The sequence below is a fragment of the Lysinibacillus mangiferihumi genome, from assembly GCF_003049665.1.
GTDB lineage: Bacteria > Bacillota > Bacilli > Bacillales_A > Planococcaceae > Lysinibacillus > Lysinibacillus mangiferihumi.
This window is the reverse complement of the sequence record NZ_PYWM01000010.1, coordinates 94,854-113,382: the sequence shown is the minus strand read 5'-3', so window position 1 is coordinate 113,382 and position 18,529 is coordinate 94,854. Positions and strand designations below refer to the sequence as shown.

18 protein-coding genes and 1 tRNA gene are annotated in these 18,529 nt (G+C 38.6%); 2 read left to right on the top strand and 17 right to left on the bottom strand.

What is annotated here, in order from left to right; translation table 11 throughout:
* Nucleotides 1-31: 31 nt before the first annotated feature.
* From secG to C9J37_RS11580, 12 genes are all read right to left on the bottom strand, one after another.
* Nucleotides 32-259: a preprotein translocase subunit SecG gene (gene secG / locus C9J37_RS11630; RefSeq protein ID WP_024363917.1), complete on the bottom strand. Its 228-nt coding sequence runs from the start codon at nt 257-259 to the stop codon at nt 32-34.
* A 781-nt stretch (nt 260-1,040) separates the two neighbouring features.
* The gene (eno, locus tag C9J37_RS11625; RefSeq protein WP_024363916.1) at nt 1,041-2,333 is read right to left on the bottom strand and encodes a phosphopyruvate hydratase; all 1,293 of its coding nucleotides are present in this window, start codon (nt 2,331-2,333) and stop codon (nt 1,041-1,043) included.
* Between the two features lie 2 nt (nt 2,334-2,335).
* Entirely contained in the window at nt 2,336-3,877 is a 1,542-nt protein-coding gene (gpmI, locus tag C9J37_RS11620) for a 2,3-bisphosphoglycerate-independent phosphoglycerate mutase (RefSeq protein WP_107895472.1), read from the bottom strand.
* A complete protein-coding gene (tpiA, locus tag C9J37_RS11615; RefSeq protein ID WP_025220484.1) occupies nt 3,870-4,631 on the bottom strand; it encodes a triose-phosphate isomerase in 762 nt (253 codons plus the stop codon). Before tpiA ends, gpmI begins: the two co-directional genes overlap by 8 nt.
* A gap of 54 nt (nt 4,632-4,685) precedes the next feature.
* A complete protein-coding gene (locus tag C9J37_RS11610) occupies nt 4,686-5,870 on the bottom strand; it encodes a phosphoglycerate kinase (protein ID WP_107895471.1) in 1,185 nt (394 codons plus the stop codon).
* A 427-nt stretch (nt 5,871-6,297) separates the two neighbouring features.
* On the bottom strand, nt 6,298-7,314 hold the full coding sequence (gene gap / locus C9J37_RS11605; protein WP_107895470.1) for a type I glyceraldehyde-3-phosphate dehydrogenase: 1,017 nt from the start codon (nt 7,312-7,314) through the stop codon (nt 6,298-6,300).
* A 37-nt stretch (nt 7,315-7,351) separates the two neighbouring features.
* Nucleotides 7,352-8,380, bottom strand: a complete 1,029-nt coding sequence (locus C9J37_RS11600; protein ID WP_107895469.1) for a sugar-binding transcriptional regulator — start codon at nt 8,378-8,380, stop codon at nt 7,352-7,354.
* A gap of 253 nt (nt 8,381-8,633) precedes the next feature.
* Nucleotides 8,634-8,756 carry a hypothetical protein gene (locus C9J37_RS29390; protein ID WP_255313811.1) on the bottom strand — a complete coding sequence of 41 codons (123 nt, stop codon included), beginning with the start codon at nt 8,754-8,756 and terminating at the stop codon, nt 8,634-8,636.
* A 368-nt stretch (nt 8,757-9,124) separates the two neighbouring features.
* On the bottom strand, nt 9,125-9,352 hold the full coding sequence (locus C9J37_RS11595) for a glutaredoxin family protein (RefSeq protein ID WP_107895468.1): 228 nt from the start codon (nt 9,350-9,352) through the stop codon (nt 9,125-9,127).
* A gap of 147 nt (nt 9,353-9,499) precedes the next feature.
* Nucleotides 9,500-11,776, bottom strand: coding sequence for a S9 family peptidase (locus C9J37_RS11590; RefSeq protein WP_107895467.1), 2,277 nt, complete (start codon nt 11,774-11,776; stop codon nt 9,500-9,502).
* A 266-nt stretch (nt 11,777-12,042) separates the two neighbouring features.
* The gene (locus C9J37_RS11585; RefSeq protein ID WP_107895466.1) at nt 12,043-12,801 is read right to left on the bottom strand and encodes a TPM domain-containing protein; all 759 of its coding nucleotides are present in this window, start codon (nt 12,799-12,801) and stop codon (nt 12,043-12,045) included.
* Nucleotides 12,801-13,382: a LemA family protein gene (locus C9J37_RS11580; RefSeq protein ID WP_107895465.1), complete on the bottom strand. Its 582-nt coding sequence runs from the start codon at nt 13,380-13,382 to the stop codon at nt 12,801-12,803. Before C9J37_RS11580 ends, C9J37_RS11585 begins: the two co-directional genes overlap by 1 nt.
* 157 nt (nt 13,383-13,539) lie before the next feature.
* Here C9J37_RS11580 and C9J37_RS11575 point away from each other — a divergent pair, with 157 nt between their 5' ends.
* Nucleotides 13,540-14,154: a spore coat protein gene (locus C9J37_RS11575; protein WP_107895464.1), complete on the top strand. Its 615-nt coding sequence runs from the start codon at nt 13,540-13,542 to the stop codon at nt 14,152-14,154.
* 56 nt (nt 14,155-14,210) lie between these two features.
* Here C9J37_RS11575 and C9J37_RS11570 read toward each other — a convergent pair whose 3' ends face one another.
* The 4 genes from C9J37_RS11570 to C9J37_RS11555 form a co-directional block, all read right to left on the bottom strand.
* Nucleotides 14,211-14,933, bottom strand: a complete 723-nt coding sequence (locus C9J37_RS11570) for an amino acid ABC transporter ATP-binding protein (RefSeq protein WP_024363904.1) — start codon at nt 14,931-14,933, stop codon at nt 14,211-14,213.
* On the bottom strand, nt 14,930-15,634 hold the full coding sequence (locus C9J37_RS11565; RefSeq protein ID WP_107895463.1) for an amino acid ABC transporter permease: 705 nt from the start codon (nt 15,632-15,634) through the stop codon (nt 14,930-14,932). Before C9J37_RS11565 ends, C9J37_RS11570 begins: the two co-directional genes overlap by 4 nt.
* A 94-nt stretch (nt 15,635-15,728) precedes the next feature.
* Nucleotides 15,729-16,523: a basic amino acid ABC transporter substrate-binding protein gene (locus C9J37_RS11560; RefSeq protein ID WP_107895462.1), complete on the bottom strand. Its 795-nt coding sequence runs from the start codon at nt 16,521-16,523 to the stop codon at nt 15,729-15,731.
* 505 nt (nt 16,524-17,028) lie between these two features.
* A tRNA-Arg gene (locus C9J37_RS11555) sits at nt 17,029-17,103 on the bottom strand.
* Nucleotides 17,104-17,410: 307 nt separating this feature from the next.
* On the opposite strand from C9J37_RS11555, the gene clpP reads away from it, so the two are divergent.
* Nucleotides 17,411-17,998, top strand: coding sequence for an ATP-dependent Clp endopeptidase proteolytic subunit ClpP (clpP, locus tag C9J37_RS11550; RefSeq protein WP_024363901.1), 588 nt, complete (start codon nt 17,411-17,413; stop codon nt 17,996-17,998).
* A gap of 169 nt (nt 17,999-18,167) precedes the next feature.
* On the opposite strand, the gene C9J37_RS11545 is transcribed toward clpP, so the two are convergent.
* On the bottom strand, nt 18,168-18,425 hold the full coding sequence (locus C9J37_RS11545) for an HPr family phosphocarrier protein (protein WP_024363900.1): 258 nt from the start codon (nt 18,423-18,425) through the stop codon (nt 18,168-18,170).
* Nucleotides 18,426-18,529 lie beyond the last annotated feature (104 nt).

Below are 18,529 nucleotides of genomic sequence, written 5' to 3'. Positions count from 1 at the left end.
CATTTGAGGTTAGGCGGCATATCTTCAACTATTATAGTTTTGCAATCGCAACTGCTAAAATAAAGAATAAAATGGATAATACAATTGTTGTACGGTGAAGAATTAAATCCATACCACGTGCTTTTTGCTTGCCGAATAGTTGTTCAGCTCCACCCGAGATGGCACCTGACAAGCCTGCACTTTTACTAGATTGTAATAAGACTACAACAATCAATGCTAATGATACGATAATTAAAGCTACTAATACTGCTGTATGCATACACTGCACCTCCCGAACTTTGAAACATCACAACATACACTATATTATAACAAATAAAGGTTCTCATGACAAACACAGAATATAGGGTGACAGGCACCCAAACAATTCAGAATTTTCTAGCACTAAAAAATCTATGTGAACTCCTTCGTGAACGCACTGTACGTAAGATGCTACAATCGGCGTGACAGCGTGGGGTTGTAGCTTACCAAGTACCCTTGAAAAGTGAAGTATTCTCACGCTTTAAAAAGTAAATTTCTTGCAGAGTGACAGGCACTCAAACAATTTTATTGTATTAGTAGATAGCACCAGGTGATTGGAATAAAAGGCGCGACACTCCTACTCAGAACAGAACGCCGGAAAATCCATTTTTGTGGCTTACCGCCACAAAAATTAGTTGGAGCCGTGCCTGCGGAAAGGGCGTGCTTGGAATGGAAATCAACATACACACCACATAGATCACTGTGGAAAAACTAGTTTTCCTTATGAATTTTACTAGCTTAGAAATGCCATTCAAAGGTGTTTATTACAAAAAAGATATATGACACAGGCAGTTCCTATGATTTTTTATCACTAAGTAAAAATTCACGTAGATTCCTGCTCAGAACGCACGTAATGTAAGACGCAACATGCCGCGCGCAAGTGAGGGTTGCGGCTTACGACGTGCCCGTGGAAAGCGAAGTGAATTTTTACGATTTAGGATAATATTAAATCTAAGCCGTTAAAAAAAGACTATAGACAAACGAGTTTGTCTATAGTCCGAAGCTATTTCTAGCGATTCACCTTATTTTAAGTTATAGAAAGAGTTTAAACCAAGGTATTCTGATGTTGCACCAAGTTGATCTTCGATGCGAAGAAGTTGGTTGTATTTCGCAACACGGTCTGTACGAGATGGCGCACCTGTTTTGATTTGACCAGCATTTGTCGCAACTGCGATATCAGCGATTGTCGCATCTTCTGATTCACCAGAACGGTGAGAGATAACAGCTGTGTAACCAGCGCGTTTCGCCATTTCGATTGCTTCGAATGTTTCTGTTAATGTACCGATTTGGTTTACTTTGATTAAAATTGAGTTACCAACGCCTTGCTCAATACCAGCAGCTAATTTTTTCGTATTTGTTACGAATAAATCATCTCCTACTAATTGAACGCGAGCGCCAATGCGATCTGTTAATAATTTATGACCAGCCCAGTCGTTTTCATCTAAGCCGTCTTCGATTGAGATGATTGGGTATTTAGCCGTTAATTGTTCATACCAGTCCACCATTTCTTCAGATGTTTTAACAACACCTTCACCATCTAAATGGTATTTGCCGTCTTCTTTATTAAATAATTCAGAAGAAGCAACGTCCATTGCTAATTTCACTTCTTCACCAGCTTTGTAGCCAGCTTTTTCGATAGCTTCAAGAATTACAGTGATTGCTTCTTCGTTCGAACCAAGGTTCGGTGCGAAACCACCTTCATCACCTACAGCTGTGTTGTAGCCTTTGTCTTTTAATACTGCTTTTAAGCTGTGGAAAATTTCAGCACCCATACGTAATGCATGACGGAAGTTTTCTGCGCCAACTGGCATTACCATGAATTCTTGGATGTCTACGTTGTTATCCGCATGAGCACCACCATTTAAGATGTTCATCATTGGTACTGGTAATTGTTTTGAGTTGAAACCGCCAAGATATTGATAAAGAGGTACATCTAAATAATCTGCTGCAGCATGTGCAACTGCCATTGATACACCTAGGATTGCGTTCGCACCTAGTTTACCTTTGTTTTCTGTGCCATCTAGCTCGATTAAAGCTTTGTCAATTACTACTTGGTCAAGAACTGAGAAATTACCTTCTAATTCTTGTGCAATAATTGTGTTGACATTTTCGACAGCTTTTAATACACCTTTGCCTAGGTAACGTGATTTGTCACCATCGCGTAATTCTACCGCTTCGTATTCACCTGTAGAGGCACCTGATGGCACGATTGCGCGACCAAAAGCACCTGATTCTGTAAATACTTCAACTTCTACTGTTGGGTTCCCACGTGAGTCTAAAACTTCGCGCGCATAAACTTGTGTAATAAATGGCATAACTAATTCTCCTCTTTTTCGATTAATGATTTCCCTGTCATTTCAATAGGTTGTGACACCTCTAATAATTCTAACATGGTTGGCGCCAAATCGGCTAAAATGCCACCATTTCTTAACATTAAATTTGGTTTTGTCACAATTACTGGAACAGGATTTGTTGTATGAGCTGTCATCGGTTCCCCTTCTAACGTAACAACCTCATCAGAGTTACCGTGGTCAGCTGTAATAATAGCTGCACCGCCTTTTGCCAGCAGGGCATCTACTACTTTCCCAAGACATTCATCCACTGCTTCAATTGCTTTGATCGTTGGCTCTAACATGCCACTATGTCCCACCATATCGGGGTTCGCAAAGTTTAGAAGGATGCCATCAAATTTATCGGCTGCAATCTCTGCAAGCAATGCTTCTGTTACTTCGTATGCACTCATTTCAGGTTTTAAATCGTATGTTGCGACCTTTGGAGAAGCAATTAAAATACGTTCTTCACCAGCGAATTTCTCCTCACGTCCACCACTCATAAAGAATGTAACATGTGGATACTTTTCTGTTTCTGCAATACGAAGCTGTGTTTTCCCATTAGAGGCTAACACTTCACCAATCGTATTTTTTAAGTTGTCATTTTCATAAGCAACTTGCGCATCCACTTCATCACTATAATGAGTGAACGATACGAATTTTACATTTTGCGGGTGTTTTGCTGACAGCGCAAAACCGTCAAATGTTGGATTTGTAAATACTTTTGATAATTGAATCGCACGGTCAGGTCGGAAATTAAAGAAAATAACCGCGTCATTATCTGCAATTGTCGCAACTGCTTCACCATGTTCTTGCACACTAAATGGAATAACAAATTCGTCGGTTACTTCACGTTCATAGGACTCCGTCACACCAGCAATTGCGCTGTCCGCTGTTTGTCCTACGCCATCCACGAGCACATTATACGTCAATGCCACTCGATCCCAACGCTTGTCGCGGTCCATTGCATAATAGCGACCATGAATCGAAGCGAATTTACCAATGCCAATAGAAGCCATTTGTTTTTCAGTTTCTTCAATATAGTTGATTGCTGTCGTTGGACCTACATCACGACCATCTAAAAATGCATGAACAAATACTTCATCTAAGCCTTGTTCCTTCGCTAGCTTTAACAGCGCAAACATATGCTCATAATGGCTGTGAACACCACCATCTGATAGTAAACCCATTACATGTAGCTTCGACCTATGTGCTTTTACATGCGCTACAGCATCTAAAAATGCTTGATTTTTAAAGAAATCTCCTTCACGAATCGACTTATTTAAACGTGTTAAGCTTTGATAGACGATACGACCGGCACCAATATTTAAGTGCCCTACTTCAGAGTTCCCCATTTGACCATCTGGTAACCCTACTGCTTCACCTGCCGCTGTTAATGTTGCATGTGGGAACTGATTCCAAAAACGATCAAAATTTGGTTTCTTTGCTTGCGCAACTGCATTTCCGAATGTTTCATCACGAAATGCAAAACCATCTAAAATAATTAATGCTACTGGCTTTTTAGGCATTTGCTGCCGCCTCCAATAATTTTAAATATGATTCGGCTTGTAAGCTCGCACCACCGACTAACGCACCATCGATATGCTCTTTTGATAACAATTCTTCAATATTATCAGGCTTTACGCTACCGCCGTATTGAATACGAACAGCCTGTGCTGTTGCGGTATCGTATAATTTTTCAACAACTGCGCGAATAGCACCACATACTTGGTTGGCATCTTCTGCCGTTGCTGTTTTACCTGTGCCGATTGCCCAGATAGGCTCATAGGCAAGTACCATATGCTCCACATCCTGTGCCGCAAAACCGGCAAGTGCTGCTGTAATTTGACCAGCTACCTTTTGCTCTGTCGTACCAGCCTCACGTTCTTGCAATGTTTCACCACAGCAAATAATTGGGACGATATTATGGGAAAGTGCTGCAGCCACCTTTTTGTTAATAGCTTCATCCGTTTCGTTATAATACTCACGTCGTTCAGAGTGACCTAAGATGACATAGTCCACAGCAACGCTCGCAAGCTGCGCAGGGCTAATTTCGCCAGTAAACGCCCCTTCATTTTCGTAATGCATTGTTTGTGCGCCAATTGCTAATTCAGATTCACTAGCAATTTGCACAAGCGTTGGTAGGAATAGTGCCGGTGCGCAAATAACTGCATCTACGTTGTCATTTGAAGGTAGTTTATCCTGCACAGCTTCGACAAACTGTATTGCCTCTTCAAATGTTTTATACATCTTCCAGTTACCTGCAATAATTGGTTTACGCATCGTTTATGCCTCCTATCTATTATGTTTGCTAAAAAGATTACTTAATAAACGCTATTATTTGTCGTTTAATGCCACAATGCCAGGAAGCTCTTTGCCTTCCATTAATTCAAGTGAAGCACCGCCACCTGTCGAAATATGATCCATCTTATCAGCTACTTCGAATTTTTCTACTGCTGCTGCAGAATCTCCGCCACCGATTACCGTGTAACCAGCAGTTGTTGCCATTGCCTCTGCTACAGTTTTCGTACCATTTGCGAATGGTTCCATTTCAAATACGCCCATTGGTCCATTCCAAATGATTAACTTCGATTTTTCAATCACCTCTGCATAATGCGCAGCTGTTTTCGGTCCAATATCAAGACCCATCCAATCTGCAGGAATAGCATCAACATCGACAATTTTTGTCTCCGCATCTTTCGAAAATTCATTTGCTACTACCGCATCAATTGGCATATGTAACTGCACGCCTTTTGCCTGTGCTTTTTCAATGAAAGATTTTGCTAGTTCAATTTTATCTTCTTCTAATAAAGATTTACCGATATCATGACCTTGCGCTTTAATGAAGGTAAATGATAGTCCCCCACCAATAATTAAATGATCGACCTTTTCAAGTAAGCTCTCAATCACACCGATTTTATCTTTCACTTTTGCGCCACCAATAATGGCTGTGAAAGGACGCTCTGGGTTTGATAATGCTTTACCTAGCACATCTAATTCCTTTTGCATAAGGAAACCTGATACAGCAGGAACATGCTTAGCAATGCCTTCTGTTGATGCATGTGCACGGTGAGCAGCACCGAATGCATCGTTCACATAAACGTCCGCAATTTTAGCAAATTGTTCAGCTAATGCAGGATCATTTTTCTCTTCACCAGCATGGAAGCGGACATTTTCAAGGAGAACGATATCGCCGTTTTGCATTTTTGCGACAGTTGCTTCTACTTCTTGACCGATTGACTCGTCTAATTTCGTGACAGGCTTGCCAATGATTTCAGCTAGGCGAATACCGACTGCTGTTAAACGCATATCTTCTTTTACTTCACCTTTAGGACGACCTAAATGAGACGCTAAAATCACCTTTGCCCCTTGTTCGACTAAATAGTCAATCGTAGGAATGGCTGCACGAATACGCGTGTCGTCTGTGATAACCCCATCTGCCATTGGTACATTAAAATCAACACGTACGAAGACGCGCTTACCTTTTACATCAATATCTTTCATTGTTTTCTTATTTAACATGAAGAAACCCCCTTCAAAGTTCGTAGTACGGACATAATAAAATGTGCTTCACCCATCTTGGCTGTTCACATTTTGGATTGGCGAATAACAGTATTGGTAACAAGATTTTTCGAGTATGCTTGTAAAATTCCTTTGCTTATCGAATGGCAAAATGTCCAAGCAAGTGAAAGTATACCTTTACCAATTTTAATAGTAGCAAAAGTACCGTTTGATGTCTTGCACAAGCCAATCTAACATCTCCTATATCTGTATACGCTTTAACAAGCCATGCGCTAAATATATTTATTAAAAAAAGGAGTAAGGGTACATCCCTTACTCCTATTACCCTTGTATATTATATCTTTTCGATATTATAAAGGCTATACTATTTTTGCGTAAAAAGCCGTATTATGTCACACTTTTTACTTCAAATTGCGAATTATGACACTTATTTATGATTTAACCCTTGTTGAGCAATGTATAATGCAAGATCCATTAAACGAGTAGAGTAACCAATTTCGTTATCGTACCAAGCAAGAACTTTCACCATACTATTTTCTAAAACCATTGTAGAAAGGCCATCTACTGTTGAAGAATGATGGTTACCATTGTAATCAATTGATACTAATGGTAGTTCATTGTAGCCTAAAATACCTTTTAGCTCATTTTCTGAAGCTTCTTTTAAAGCGGCATTAATAGACTCTTTTGTAACATCTGCTTTTAGTTCTACCACTAAATCCACACATGATACATTCGGTGTTGGAACACGCATAGAAAATCCATCTAGTTTACCTTTTAATTGAGGTAATACTTTGGAAACTGCTACTGCTGCACCCGTCGTTGTTGGAATCATTGACACTGCCCCTGCACGCGCACGACGCGGGTCAGAGTGCGGGAAGTCAAGAATACGTTGGTCGTTTGTATAAGAATGGATTGTTGTCATCATACCGCGTTCAATGCCAAATTTTTCATCTAAAATTTTGGCTACTGGTGCAAGACAGTTTGTTGTACAAGATGCATTTGAAATGACATCGTCTGTTTTTGGATTGTAATCCTCATGGTTCACACCCATTACGAATGTCGGCATATCTCCTTTAGCTGGTGCTGATAAAATGGCTTTTTTAGCACCTGCTTCAATATGCTTCCCTACATCTTCCATTGAACGGAATCGACCTGTACATTCAAGGACAACATCTACACCTAGCTCGCCCCAAGGCAATTGCGCTGGATCTTTTTCAGCATATACTTTAACCGTTTTTCCATTCACTACGAAAGAATCTTCATCTGCATTTACATCAGCATCATAGATACCATGTACAGAATCGTATTTTAATAAGTGTGCAAGCTGACCAGCATCTGTTAAGTCATTCACTGCAACTACTTCAAATTCATCATGCTTCATTGCTTCACGAAATACTAAACGACCAATACGTCCAAATCCATTAATTGCTAACTTTAATGCCATTGTCAATTCCTCCAATAATGTTTTCATTGATTTATTTTTACAGTAAACGTTCAGCGATTGCCTTTGCTGCAGCTTCATCTGTTATAAAAATCGTCTGCTTCGGTGCTACCTTAAAGTAAGATAGCATGGCATTCACCTTTTGTTTGCCTGCTGCCACCGCAATAATATGCTTACATTTTTCAACTTGTTCAAGTTGAATACCAATCGTGCGAATACGATGCACAATTTGTCCTTCGGCATTAAAATAATAGCCGAATGCTTCACTAACAGCACCTTTTTCTTCGAGAATACGTAAATCTTCTGCAGATGTATTACGACGAATCGCCATTTCTTCAGCAGAGCCGATGCCATGAATAACGCAGTCAGCACGGTCATAGTAAGCCATTATTTCTGTTACCATAGGCTCTGTTAACATCGCTTGATAAGCCTGTTCACTTAAATGCTCTGGTAAAAATAATGTACGGTGCTGGGCATCCATTTGCATAGCGAACGTAGCAACCAGTGTATTGGCCTGCATGTGCATTTCATGACCGATACCACCACGAGCAGCAACAAATGTAATGTTTTGCTGATGATCGACTGGTTGTAAAAACTGCGCTAAGGAGGCAACTGATTTCCCTCCAGTAACAGCCACTACTTGCTCATTGGCAATAGTCAAAAGAAATTGCTGTGCCGCTTCTTTTCCTAGCAATGTTAAAACGGTTTCGTCATCGTTGTAATCACCTGGTACGACTAGCACATGTTGCAACCCTAATTGTTGTTCGAGCGCTTTGCCTAGTTGAGTAAGGCCCGACCATTCATACACTAATGCTCTTAACTGTTCAATCACTAATTCGCCATCACTCGTACATACCATACCCGACTTTTGGGAATCTAATAACCCTTGCTCACGTAAAATATCTGTTACTTTACGGATTTCACGTTCTGTCATTTTTAGGGACTCTGCAAGCGTTCGTCTGCCAATTGGTTGCATCAGCTGTACCGATTGTAGAATACGATATCTCGATTGTAGAAGCGGATTCATTTCCGGAAGTAGTCTTCGCTGTGCCTCAGGTACAGTTAACATATCTATCTACTCCCTCTCACTAGTGGGTCGTTTTTTATCCCACTACATTAAATAATGTCCCACTTACAATTTAATTATAATACGCTTTATAAAAAAGAGCAAGTAATTAATGGTATGTGTTGCTAGTATAACCTTTATACATAGCGATACCCATTATTAGCAAAGTAAAAATGACACGCTGTACTGTTTTGTTGGCACAAAAAAATCTCGCAATCATCCATTATGATTGCGAGATTGCGAGATGGCTTTGTTCTTATTTAGTGAAAGACAATACTGCGTTTTTCTTGAAACCTGCTAAAGCTTTTGTAGCTTCCGTTTTGTTTGTGTATTCAAAAATACGAACGTCCTTTTGTTCAAATACTGTAATAACCCACATAGTCAAATCTCCCTTTAAGTTTATTTTTGTAATATAACAACCACGTACAAATGTGATACTTTTTCTAATCTGTTTTATAACAACCTTTACTTGATTCTTATTCTACTCCAATTTTTTAAAAAATAAAGCTTTGTGTGAAGGTCTTCACAAACTGTTCATATTCATAACGCTTTCATTGAACAATTTGTGAATAACGTGAATTTACAGGTTTAAAAATAAAAAATTCGTTATTCTCTCGGCTAGAGAATAACGAATTTTTTCGCTTTATTTATAACCATTTGCCTCAATCGATTTTTCTTCATTTAGTGAATGATAATTTAGTTGGCTAAAATAGCTATGTACTTCTCACGTAATGGCTCTTTGATTTGTCACAAACGTTCCATTAATGTTACATAATCTAAATTGCCGTACTGTATAACCTCTCCATCCTTTTCCACTACGGGTATCATCAGCATATATTTTTCATGTACCGCTTCATCGGTTTCAATATCGATCATATCAATGGTAAAACCTAACTCTTCTTGAACAAGCTTTAATGTGCGTAATCCTTCCACACAAAGCTCACACTGGGAACGACTAAAAAATTTCACGTCCATTTTACCAACCCCTTTACTTTATGGTGCCAGGCACGCAAACAATTCTCAAACAATTTCGATTTACGTGTGACCTTGGCGTAACTATCTTTCTTTATTTTAAATGAAAAAAGACTGTGCAAGGTAACTTTTGCACAGTCTCAGCGTTTGTTATTTTTTTAAATGGCTGTCGAAGAATTTAACCATTGCATTATAGAATTCAATGCGGTTTTCTTCGTTTTGGAAGACATGTCCTTCATTTTCTTTCAGCATGTACTCTACTTCCACACCTCTAGCACGCAATGCTTCTACGATTTGATCAGATTCTGCCTGATTAACTCGTGGATCGTTTGCACCTTGCGCAACAAATAACGGTGTTTTAATTTTATCAACATGGAAGACAGGAGAGGCTTCTGTTAATAGCTCTTTGTCTGTCTCTGGATGCCCTACACGCTCATAGAACATGTTACGCATTGTTTCCCAATAAGGTGGGATTGTATCAAGCAATGTGAAGATATTTGATATACCAACATAGTCAACTGCCGCAGCATATAAATCAGGTGTCTTTGTAATACCAGCTAATGTAGCATAGCCACCGAATGATGCACCATAAATACCGATGCGCTCAGGGTCCGCGATGCCTTGATCGATTGCCCATTGCACGCCATCTGTAATATCATCTTGAATTTTTAGACCCCATTGCTTATTACCAGCTTGTAAAAATTCTTTTCCGTATCCAGTTGAAGAACGGAAATTCACTTGTAGCACAGCATATCCTCGGTTTGCAAGAAGCTGTACTTCTGGGTTAAAGCCCCACATATCACGTGCCCATGGACCGCCGTGTGGATTCACGATAAGCGGTAAGTCTTTTACTTCTTTGTTTTTCGGTAATGTTAAATAACCGTTAATTGTCAGTCCATCTCGGCTCTTATACGAAATTGGATGCATTTCAGCAAGTTCTTCTGACTTTAACCAAGGACTTAATGTTGCTAGTTCTGTTATTTTATCTGTTGTTGAGTCATAATAATAATATTTGCCGTACACAGTGTCACTTGACACGCTGACAATAAACTTAGTCATTTCTTTATTGTAGTCATTGATGCCTAGTTCGCTTTCTTCAACACCTAGTTTGTTTTGAATTTTGCGGAATAGTTTCTCAAAATCTTCATCAAAGAATTGATAATGCGCTTTATCAGTTATATATGCGCCATATAAAATTTTATCTTTTTCACTATTATATAATATGCCTGTAACGTCTACTTCATCGTTGGACATAATCACTTCTTCTTTACCTTCAAGATTGTATTTCACAACTTGTACTTTATCTCGACCTTTATTAGAAGTCGCGTAAATATGTTTATTATCTTTAGAGAAGGCAAACGGATTTACTTCATCTCCCGCAGCCATTTCAATAAATGGTTTGAATTCATCTTTTTCTGTTTCACGGTATAAAATTGTACCTTCTACACCATCAGAAACAACAGCGATACGAATATTACCATCACGGTCCGCTACCCAATTCGATACGTTCCCAGGATTTTTGGCAACATGTTTTGTTTCGCCTGTTTTGACATTAAGCTTGTACACATCGAAAACTTTCGCATCTTCTTTGTTCATCATAATTAATATTTCATCTTTAACACCTTGTAAATTACTTAATACCCCTACAGTTACACCAGGGTAAGGTGTTAAATCTTTTTCTTCTTTCCCATTAAATGAAGATGAATAAATATGGAAGTTCTCATCGCCGCCTTTATCTTTTGCATAAAGCAATGTATCGTCTTTCCAGAAGAATCCTGAAATATCACGATCTTTTGAACTGGATACACGAACAGGTTCACTATCGTCATTCATTTTCTTCACAAATACATTTGAACGAGATTCCCATGCTGAAGAAAATGTAATGTAATTACCATCTGGCGACAATTGGTAACCGAAGTTTCCTGGATTTTTCATAAAATCCTCTACAGAAATTTCTTTTACCCCTTCATTATTCGTTCCGTTTTTTATCGTCTTAAAAGTTGTAAATATCTTAGTAGCATCTTGTTTTGAGATGGTTTCACTATTTTCAGAAATACCTTTAAATAAGCCTAGCTTATTCGCTTTTTCTAAATAGTCTGCTAATGATGCTTCTTTTTCCTCTTTATCAAGAGCTCTTACTAAAATTCGAGCAACTTCATCACGTTTAATGGCAGTACTTAAATCTTTTAATTCTCCCTCTTTAACCCACTTATCCATGATTTCTTGACGCATTGCCTCTGACCCATGTTGGAATGTTAAAGAAGTCACAGCCAATTCAAGAAATTCTTTTGCTGTTAGGCGCTCCTCTTGTGCAACAATCACATTGCTCGTTTCATTTGCAGCTCGTACTTCCTGAATGGAAACAGGATATACAACAGAAGCTGTTAAAATGACCGCTAAAGATGCTGACAAAAATCTTTTTTTCAAAATGATTCCTCCTTACTATCAGTGTTCGTTATATCGTTAGTCGATACAAAGAAATTATAACAAATCTAGTTTTTTTGTCAATAAATGATAAAATTTATTTAATTATCCTCTTTATCCAACTTAAAAAGACTCTTCGTATGAAGAAGAGTCCTTTAGCAAGTAAATTATTTTATTATGAAAACATAACAATCCGCTGCGGTTCTAGTGACTGGCACTTTCCAAAATTGTTTGGGTGCCTGACACCATTTTCGACACCACTCGACAAATTAAAACTTTCGGCTAGCGCCGCCACCAGCAGATGATCCTCCGCCAAAGCCTCCAAATCCTCCGCCACTGGAGCCACCTCTGCCAAAACCTCCAGCAAAACCGCCTGGATAACCTCCTCTTCCTCGTCCTCTTGAACGTGGTCCACCTCCTCCATTAGAGAAGATAATGACGACGAGTACGAGGATCACGAGTAGCACAAACATCCAAGTTGGCATCGACTCACCCTCTTCTGTTTGAGCTGGCATTTGACCTTCCCAATGATATTCTTGCGCTACAGTTTGATATAATGCTGCATACGTCGCTTGAAATGCTTGGTCAATTTCACCATTACTTGCAGAAGGATAAAAAGCAGAATCCAATATCCGTCCTAATTTCCCATCTGGTAACGCTCCCTCTAGACCTTGGCCTACCGCGATCACCACATCATTTTTCCCTTGCCCTTGCCCAAATGTAGCCAATAGCAAAACGCCGTTGTTTTTCTGTGCATCACCAATGCCCCAAGCACGAATCAATTGGGTAGCGTACATTTTAGCCTCTTGCCCATGAATACTATCTACTGTTACAACCATAATTTCAGCACCAGTGCCTTTATCTAACTGCTCCGAATAATGATTGAGTTCTTCCTTTACAGACGTTGACAGTACATTGGCAAAATCATGAATGTACGTATTTTTCATCGGTGTTGGGAACTGGGCATATGCATTGTTGGCTGTTACAAGAAATATGAAACAAGCAAGTATTACGGTCAAACGCTTCATTATTGTTTACCTGAATCACTAAAATCTACTGCCGGTGCTTTTTCAGCTCCTGCTGCTGCCTTAAAGTATTCCTTTTGCTCGAAGCCAAACATACCTGCTACTACATTACCTGGGAAGCGTTTTACTATTTTATTAAAGCCTTGCACTTCATTATTGTAATCTTCTCGTGCTACTGCTAAACGATTTTCCGTGCCTGCAAGCTCATCCATTAATTGGCGGAAATTCGCATCTGCTTTTAAATTCGGATAATTTTCTACCACTACAAGCAATCGACCAAGCGCACCATTTAACGCATCATTGGCGATTGCTTGTTGCTCTGGTGTTTGTGCATTACCTAACTGTGCACGTGCCTCTGTTATGCTGGCAATGACTTCTTGCTCATGTTTTGCGTATCCTTTGACCGATTCCACTAAATTGGGAATTAGATCATAGCGGCGTTGTAGCTGATTTTCGACTTGAGCCCATTTCGAATCCACATTTTCCTCCGCCGTCACAAGGCTATTATATTTTGGAATAAATAATAAAGCGAATACACCTAAAATAATGATGATTATTGCGACAGGTCCAAGTACTTTTTTCAATTTTACAGCCTCCTTACGTTCTTTTCTTATACCTCTAATGTGTTGCAAAAAAACATCGCTATGCTAAATATATGCAAACAGTTTTATGTCGTATGAAATATGACGAACAAGACATACTAATTACTGCAACAAACTATACATTCAGGAGGCGTTTTTTTTGTCACAATCTTTTTATAATGAATCAAATGATGTAACATCATCCAACCAACAACAAAGCCTAAACCACGGTGGACATGAAGTAATGGACATGCATGAAGCAATTAGCGAAATAATTGCATGTTTGAATCAATCCATGCTTTTACGTCCGCAAGTAAAGGATCCAGAATTACTTAGCATTTTGGACAATCAATATAATTTCACACTCGGTATGTACAATACGATTGTGGAATCATTTAAAACAGGGCATGATCCATCTGTGCCAACTGGTCGTTATGAAATGCAAACTGGGAATAACTTCCAATACGGCATTACACCTTCACAGCCGAAAAAGCCAATGCAAAATGTAAGTGAGATCAATGATGAAATTATTTCTGGCTTCTTACTTGGTGCACATAAAGGGTCTGCTAAATGCATGACTGCAGCAGCGACAGAAACAACAAATCCAGTTGTGCGCCGTGTTGTTGCTGATAGTATTCCCAACTGTATCGAAATGGCATACGAACTTTCTATTTACCAAAATAAGCATGGCTATTATCAAGTGCCACAATACTCACAACAAGATATGCGTGCATTGCTTGATTCGTACGGCACTACTACAAATCCCCTCCATTAATAACAAAAAACCATTCATCGCATTTCGCAATGAATGGTTTTTCCTATTATTAAAAATTAAAGAACTTTCCCTAAAAAGGCTTTTGTTCGCTCATTTTGTGGATTACCAAAAATCTCTTCTGGCGTACCTTCCTCTACAATAAAACCACCATCCATGAACACAACACGATCGCCCACTTCTCGTGCAAAGCCCATTTCATGTGTGACTACAATCATTGTCATACCTTCAGATGCTAGATTTTTCATAACATCTAATACTTCTTTCACCATTTCTGGGTCAAGTGCAGAAGTTGGTTCATCAAATAATATAGCCTTTGGTTTCATCGCTAACGCTCTAGCAATCGCTACTCGTTGTTGTTGTCCACCTGAAAGCTGCTCAGGATAGCTATAAGCTTTGCTATCAAGACCGACCTTTTTCAAAAGCTCATGACCTAGTTGCTCTGCATCCGCACGACTCATTTTGCGAATTTGCATCGGCGCCATCGTGACATTATCAATGACATTCATATGAGGGAACAGATTAAATTGTTGGAATACCATCCCGACTTCTGCTCGGATGGCATTAATATTTGTTTTTGGTGCATTTATCTTGATATCTTCTATATAAATGGCACCGTCCGTCACTTCTTCCAGCATATTGATGCAACGTAAAAAAGTACTTTTCCCTGACCCTGAAGGACCAATTACACATACCACTTGCTTCTCTTGTATTTCGTAATCAATACCCTTCAATACTTCTAGCTTTCCAAAGTATTTGTGTAGGTTTTCAATTTTAATCATCTCGCTTCTCTCCCTTCTGCTTTACGAGGGACATAACTATTGCTAAATCGCTTCTCTATAAATGCGACTACCTTTGTTACAACATAAGTTAAAACCAAGTATAGTAGGGCAGCGACAATATACGGTTCCCAGAAACGGAAGCTCGCACCCGCTACTACTTTACTTGCATATAAAATATCTGGTGCTGCAATAACCGTTACTAAAGAAGAATCCTTTAGTAACGCAATGAATTCGTTACCAAGTGGTGGAATCATTCGTCTAAAAGCTTGGGGTAAAATTACTTTTTTCATCGCTTGATTGTGTGTTAAGCCAAGTGAACGCGCTGCTTCCATTTGTCCTTTATCAATGCTCTGAATACCTGCACGAAAAATTTCTGCATTATAGGCAGCACAGTTTAATACAAGTGCTGTAATACCAGAAACCATATAACCTAATGACTGACCAAAAATTGTGGGAATAACCGCTAAATGAATTAGTAAAATTTGCACAAGCATTGGTGTTCCACGGAATAAATCCACATATAGTTTACATGGCCAGTAAATTAATTTATTTTGCGATAGTTTTCCTAAACCTAATAGTAAGCCTAAAATGATACCACCAAAATAACCGCTGAGTGTTAAAATGATTGTTATACCTATACCACGTATAAACATATCACGGTAGTTCCAAACTATGTCCCATTGTAAATCAAAGATGTCCATCAGAACCCCTACTTTCCCATTCAAATTCTCTACTATAAATACCCTAATAAATCAAATGAGCCGCTAGCATGATTAGGGCTAACGGCATCATTTATTACTTTAAGTCCTTACCAGTAATTTCTTTTAATTTACCATTGTCTTTAATTTTTTGTAGACCTTCATTTAATAGGTTTAATAATTCCGTATTGCCCTTTTTCACCATAAAGCCATAGTATTCTTTTTCAAATGCATCATCTTCAATTACTTTAAGTTTGGCATTTGGATTTGCCTTGATATATTCATAAATAACTGCATTGTCGCCAATTGTTGCATCTACGTTACCGTTTAACATTTCTTGAATAGCAACTGGTTGGTTTTCAAATGCCATGATATTTGTACTTGCATCGCCTTGTAATTTTTTTGCTGCCGTATGACCCGTTGCATTAATTTGTACTGAAATCTTTTTATCTTTTAAATCTGCTAAAGACTTAATTTTTGAATCTTCCCTTACAACTATTAATAATTGAGATTCATAATATGGTTCTGTAAAATCAAATGATGCTTTACGTTCTTCATTGATCGTAATACCAGATGCACCAATATGTGTTTCACCATTTTTAATTGTTTGGAATACTGGCTCCCAGCCAATGTTTTCCCATTCTACTTTAAAGCCCATTTCATCAGCAATCGCATGCAAAATATCGACATCTAATCCTACAATATTCCCTTTATCGTCAATTGATTCGAACGGTGCAAATGTAGCCTCTGTTCCTACCTTATACACCTTGTCCTTCGCGCCACCATCAGCCGGTGTATCGCCAGTAGATGTGTCTTCTTTAGCACCGCAGCCCGCTAGCACAAGCGTAAATGCCGCCACGATCATCAATAACGTCCAAAAACGTTTTTTCATAGTTTTTCCCCCTAAACATTTAATCATTTTCCGACCACTTCATTTTTCTCAATTCGGAAATGTTCGACTATTAGGTCAATTATAGTGTCAATAGAGTTGATATACAATACGATTTCGTATAAAAGTGATTATTTTTTCATAAAAATGAATTTTACTAAACATAACGAAGAGAAATTATGTAATAAAAACAAGATACTTGTCGTAAAATGTATACTTATGCAATTTTAAGATCGTTTTTATACAGATTTTAGATATTTTTGAGCACAAAAAAAGAATCCCCTCAGATAGGATTCTTCTTTTGGGCTAGCGTGCTAGCCTCACGTTCAGTATGTTCACTAAAAAACTTTTTGGAGTTGTTGCTTTTTGAAGGTTTAGAAAGGAATAAATCTGGGAATAATGCCTACGGGACAATATTCCCCCCTATTCCTCTCTTTCTCCCCTAAGCAGGCTGCTAAACTACTTATAGGAGAACGAGCTATAAAAGTATCTCAAATAATCAGTAAAATGGCGCCCTCGGAGGGAATCGAACCCCCAGTGCAAGAACCGGAATCTTACGTGTTATCCATTACACCACGAGGGCAATTGAACATAAAAAAAAAGTACTCACTCTAAGGCTTTACGGTAAAGCATCATGTAGATAATCCTCATTTCAGAAGCATACCTGCAAAATAGTGTACTGTACTTTAACTTACGACCTTTCCATTATACAAACGTCTTGCCCATTTTTCAACTATAAATTATTATTTTTGTTATGTATTTTATTTCTTAATATCAGCGTTAATATTTGACCTTCCCTGACTATAATGTGTATGATAAGGTTACAACTGAAATATAATGGATGATTTCAGTAAAAGTATTCGAATTTAGCTTTTTAAGGAGGATTTAACATGAATTTAATTCCTACAGTTATTGAACAAACAAGTCGTGGTGAACGTGCTTATGACATTTATTCACGACTACTAAAAGACCGTATTATCCTATTAGGTAGTGCGATTGATGACAACGTTGCAAACTCAATCGTTGCACAGCTTCTATTCTTAGAAGCAGAAGATCCAGATAAAGATATTTCTCTTTACATTAACTCACCAGGTGGTTCGATTACAGCTGGTATGGCAATCTACGATACAATGCAATTCATCAAGCCAAAAGTACAAACAATTTGTATTGGTATGGCTGCATCTATGGGTGCTTTCCTACTTGCTGCTGGTGAACCTGGTAAACGTTATGCTTTACCAAATGCAGAAGTAATGATTCACCAACCACTTGGTGGTGCACAAGGTCAAGCGACTGAAATTGAAATTGCGGCAAAACGCATTTTATTCCTTCGTGAAAAATTAAATGGTATTTTATCTGAACGTACAGGTCAGCCATTAGAAGTCATCTCAAGAGATACTGACCGTGATAACTTCATGACAGCTGAACGTGCGAAAGAATACGGCTTAATCGACCATATTTTTGTACGCAACGAACGCTAATAAGGAAAAACCGCTAAGCCCAAATGACTTAGCGGTTTTTTTAATAGGTACTAGGCACTCAAGTAAGACATAAAACATCCGCTCACTAGCGAGAGTCGCAACTTTCATGTGTGTCCACTCAACGGCAATATCAAAAACCTCTAAGCTCTTGTGACTTAGAGGTTTTTGATTAGTCTTCCTTTTCAATAAGCGCAGCTAAGGATGAAACCGCTTGCTCTGCATCGCTACCTTCACTGCTTAAAACTACCTTCGTGCCTTTTGCAATGGCTAAGCTCATTACACCCATAATGGATTTGGCATTTACTTTTTTATCGTCTTTCTCAAGAAAAATATCAGCGCTGAAACGATTTGCTTCCTGTACAAACAACGCTGCTTGTCTAGCTTGAAGTCCTAATTTTAATTTTACCTGGACTGTTTTTTCAGTCATTCGCAATACTCCCCTTCACTACCGTTCATCTATTAGTATTATATTACCTCACTTAACAGCAGAAGAACAATAAGCGATTGTGCTTGCTTTCATATCAAATACGC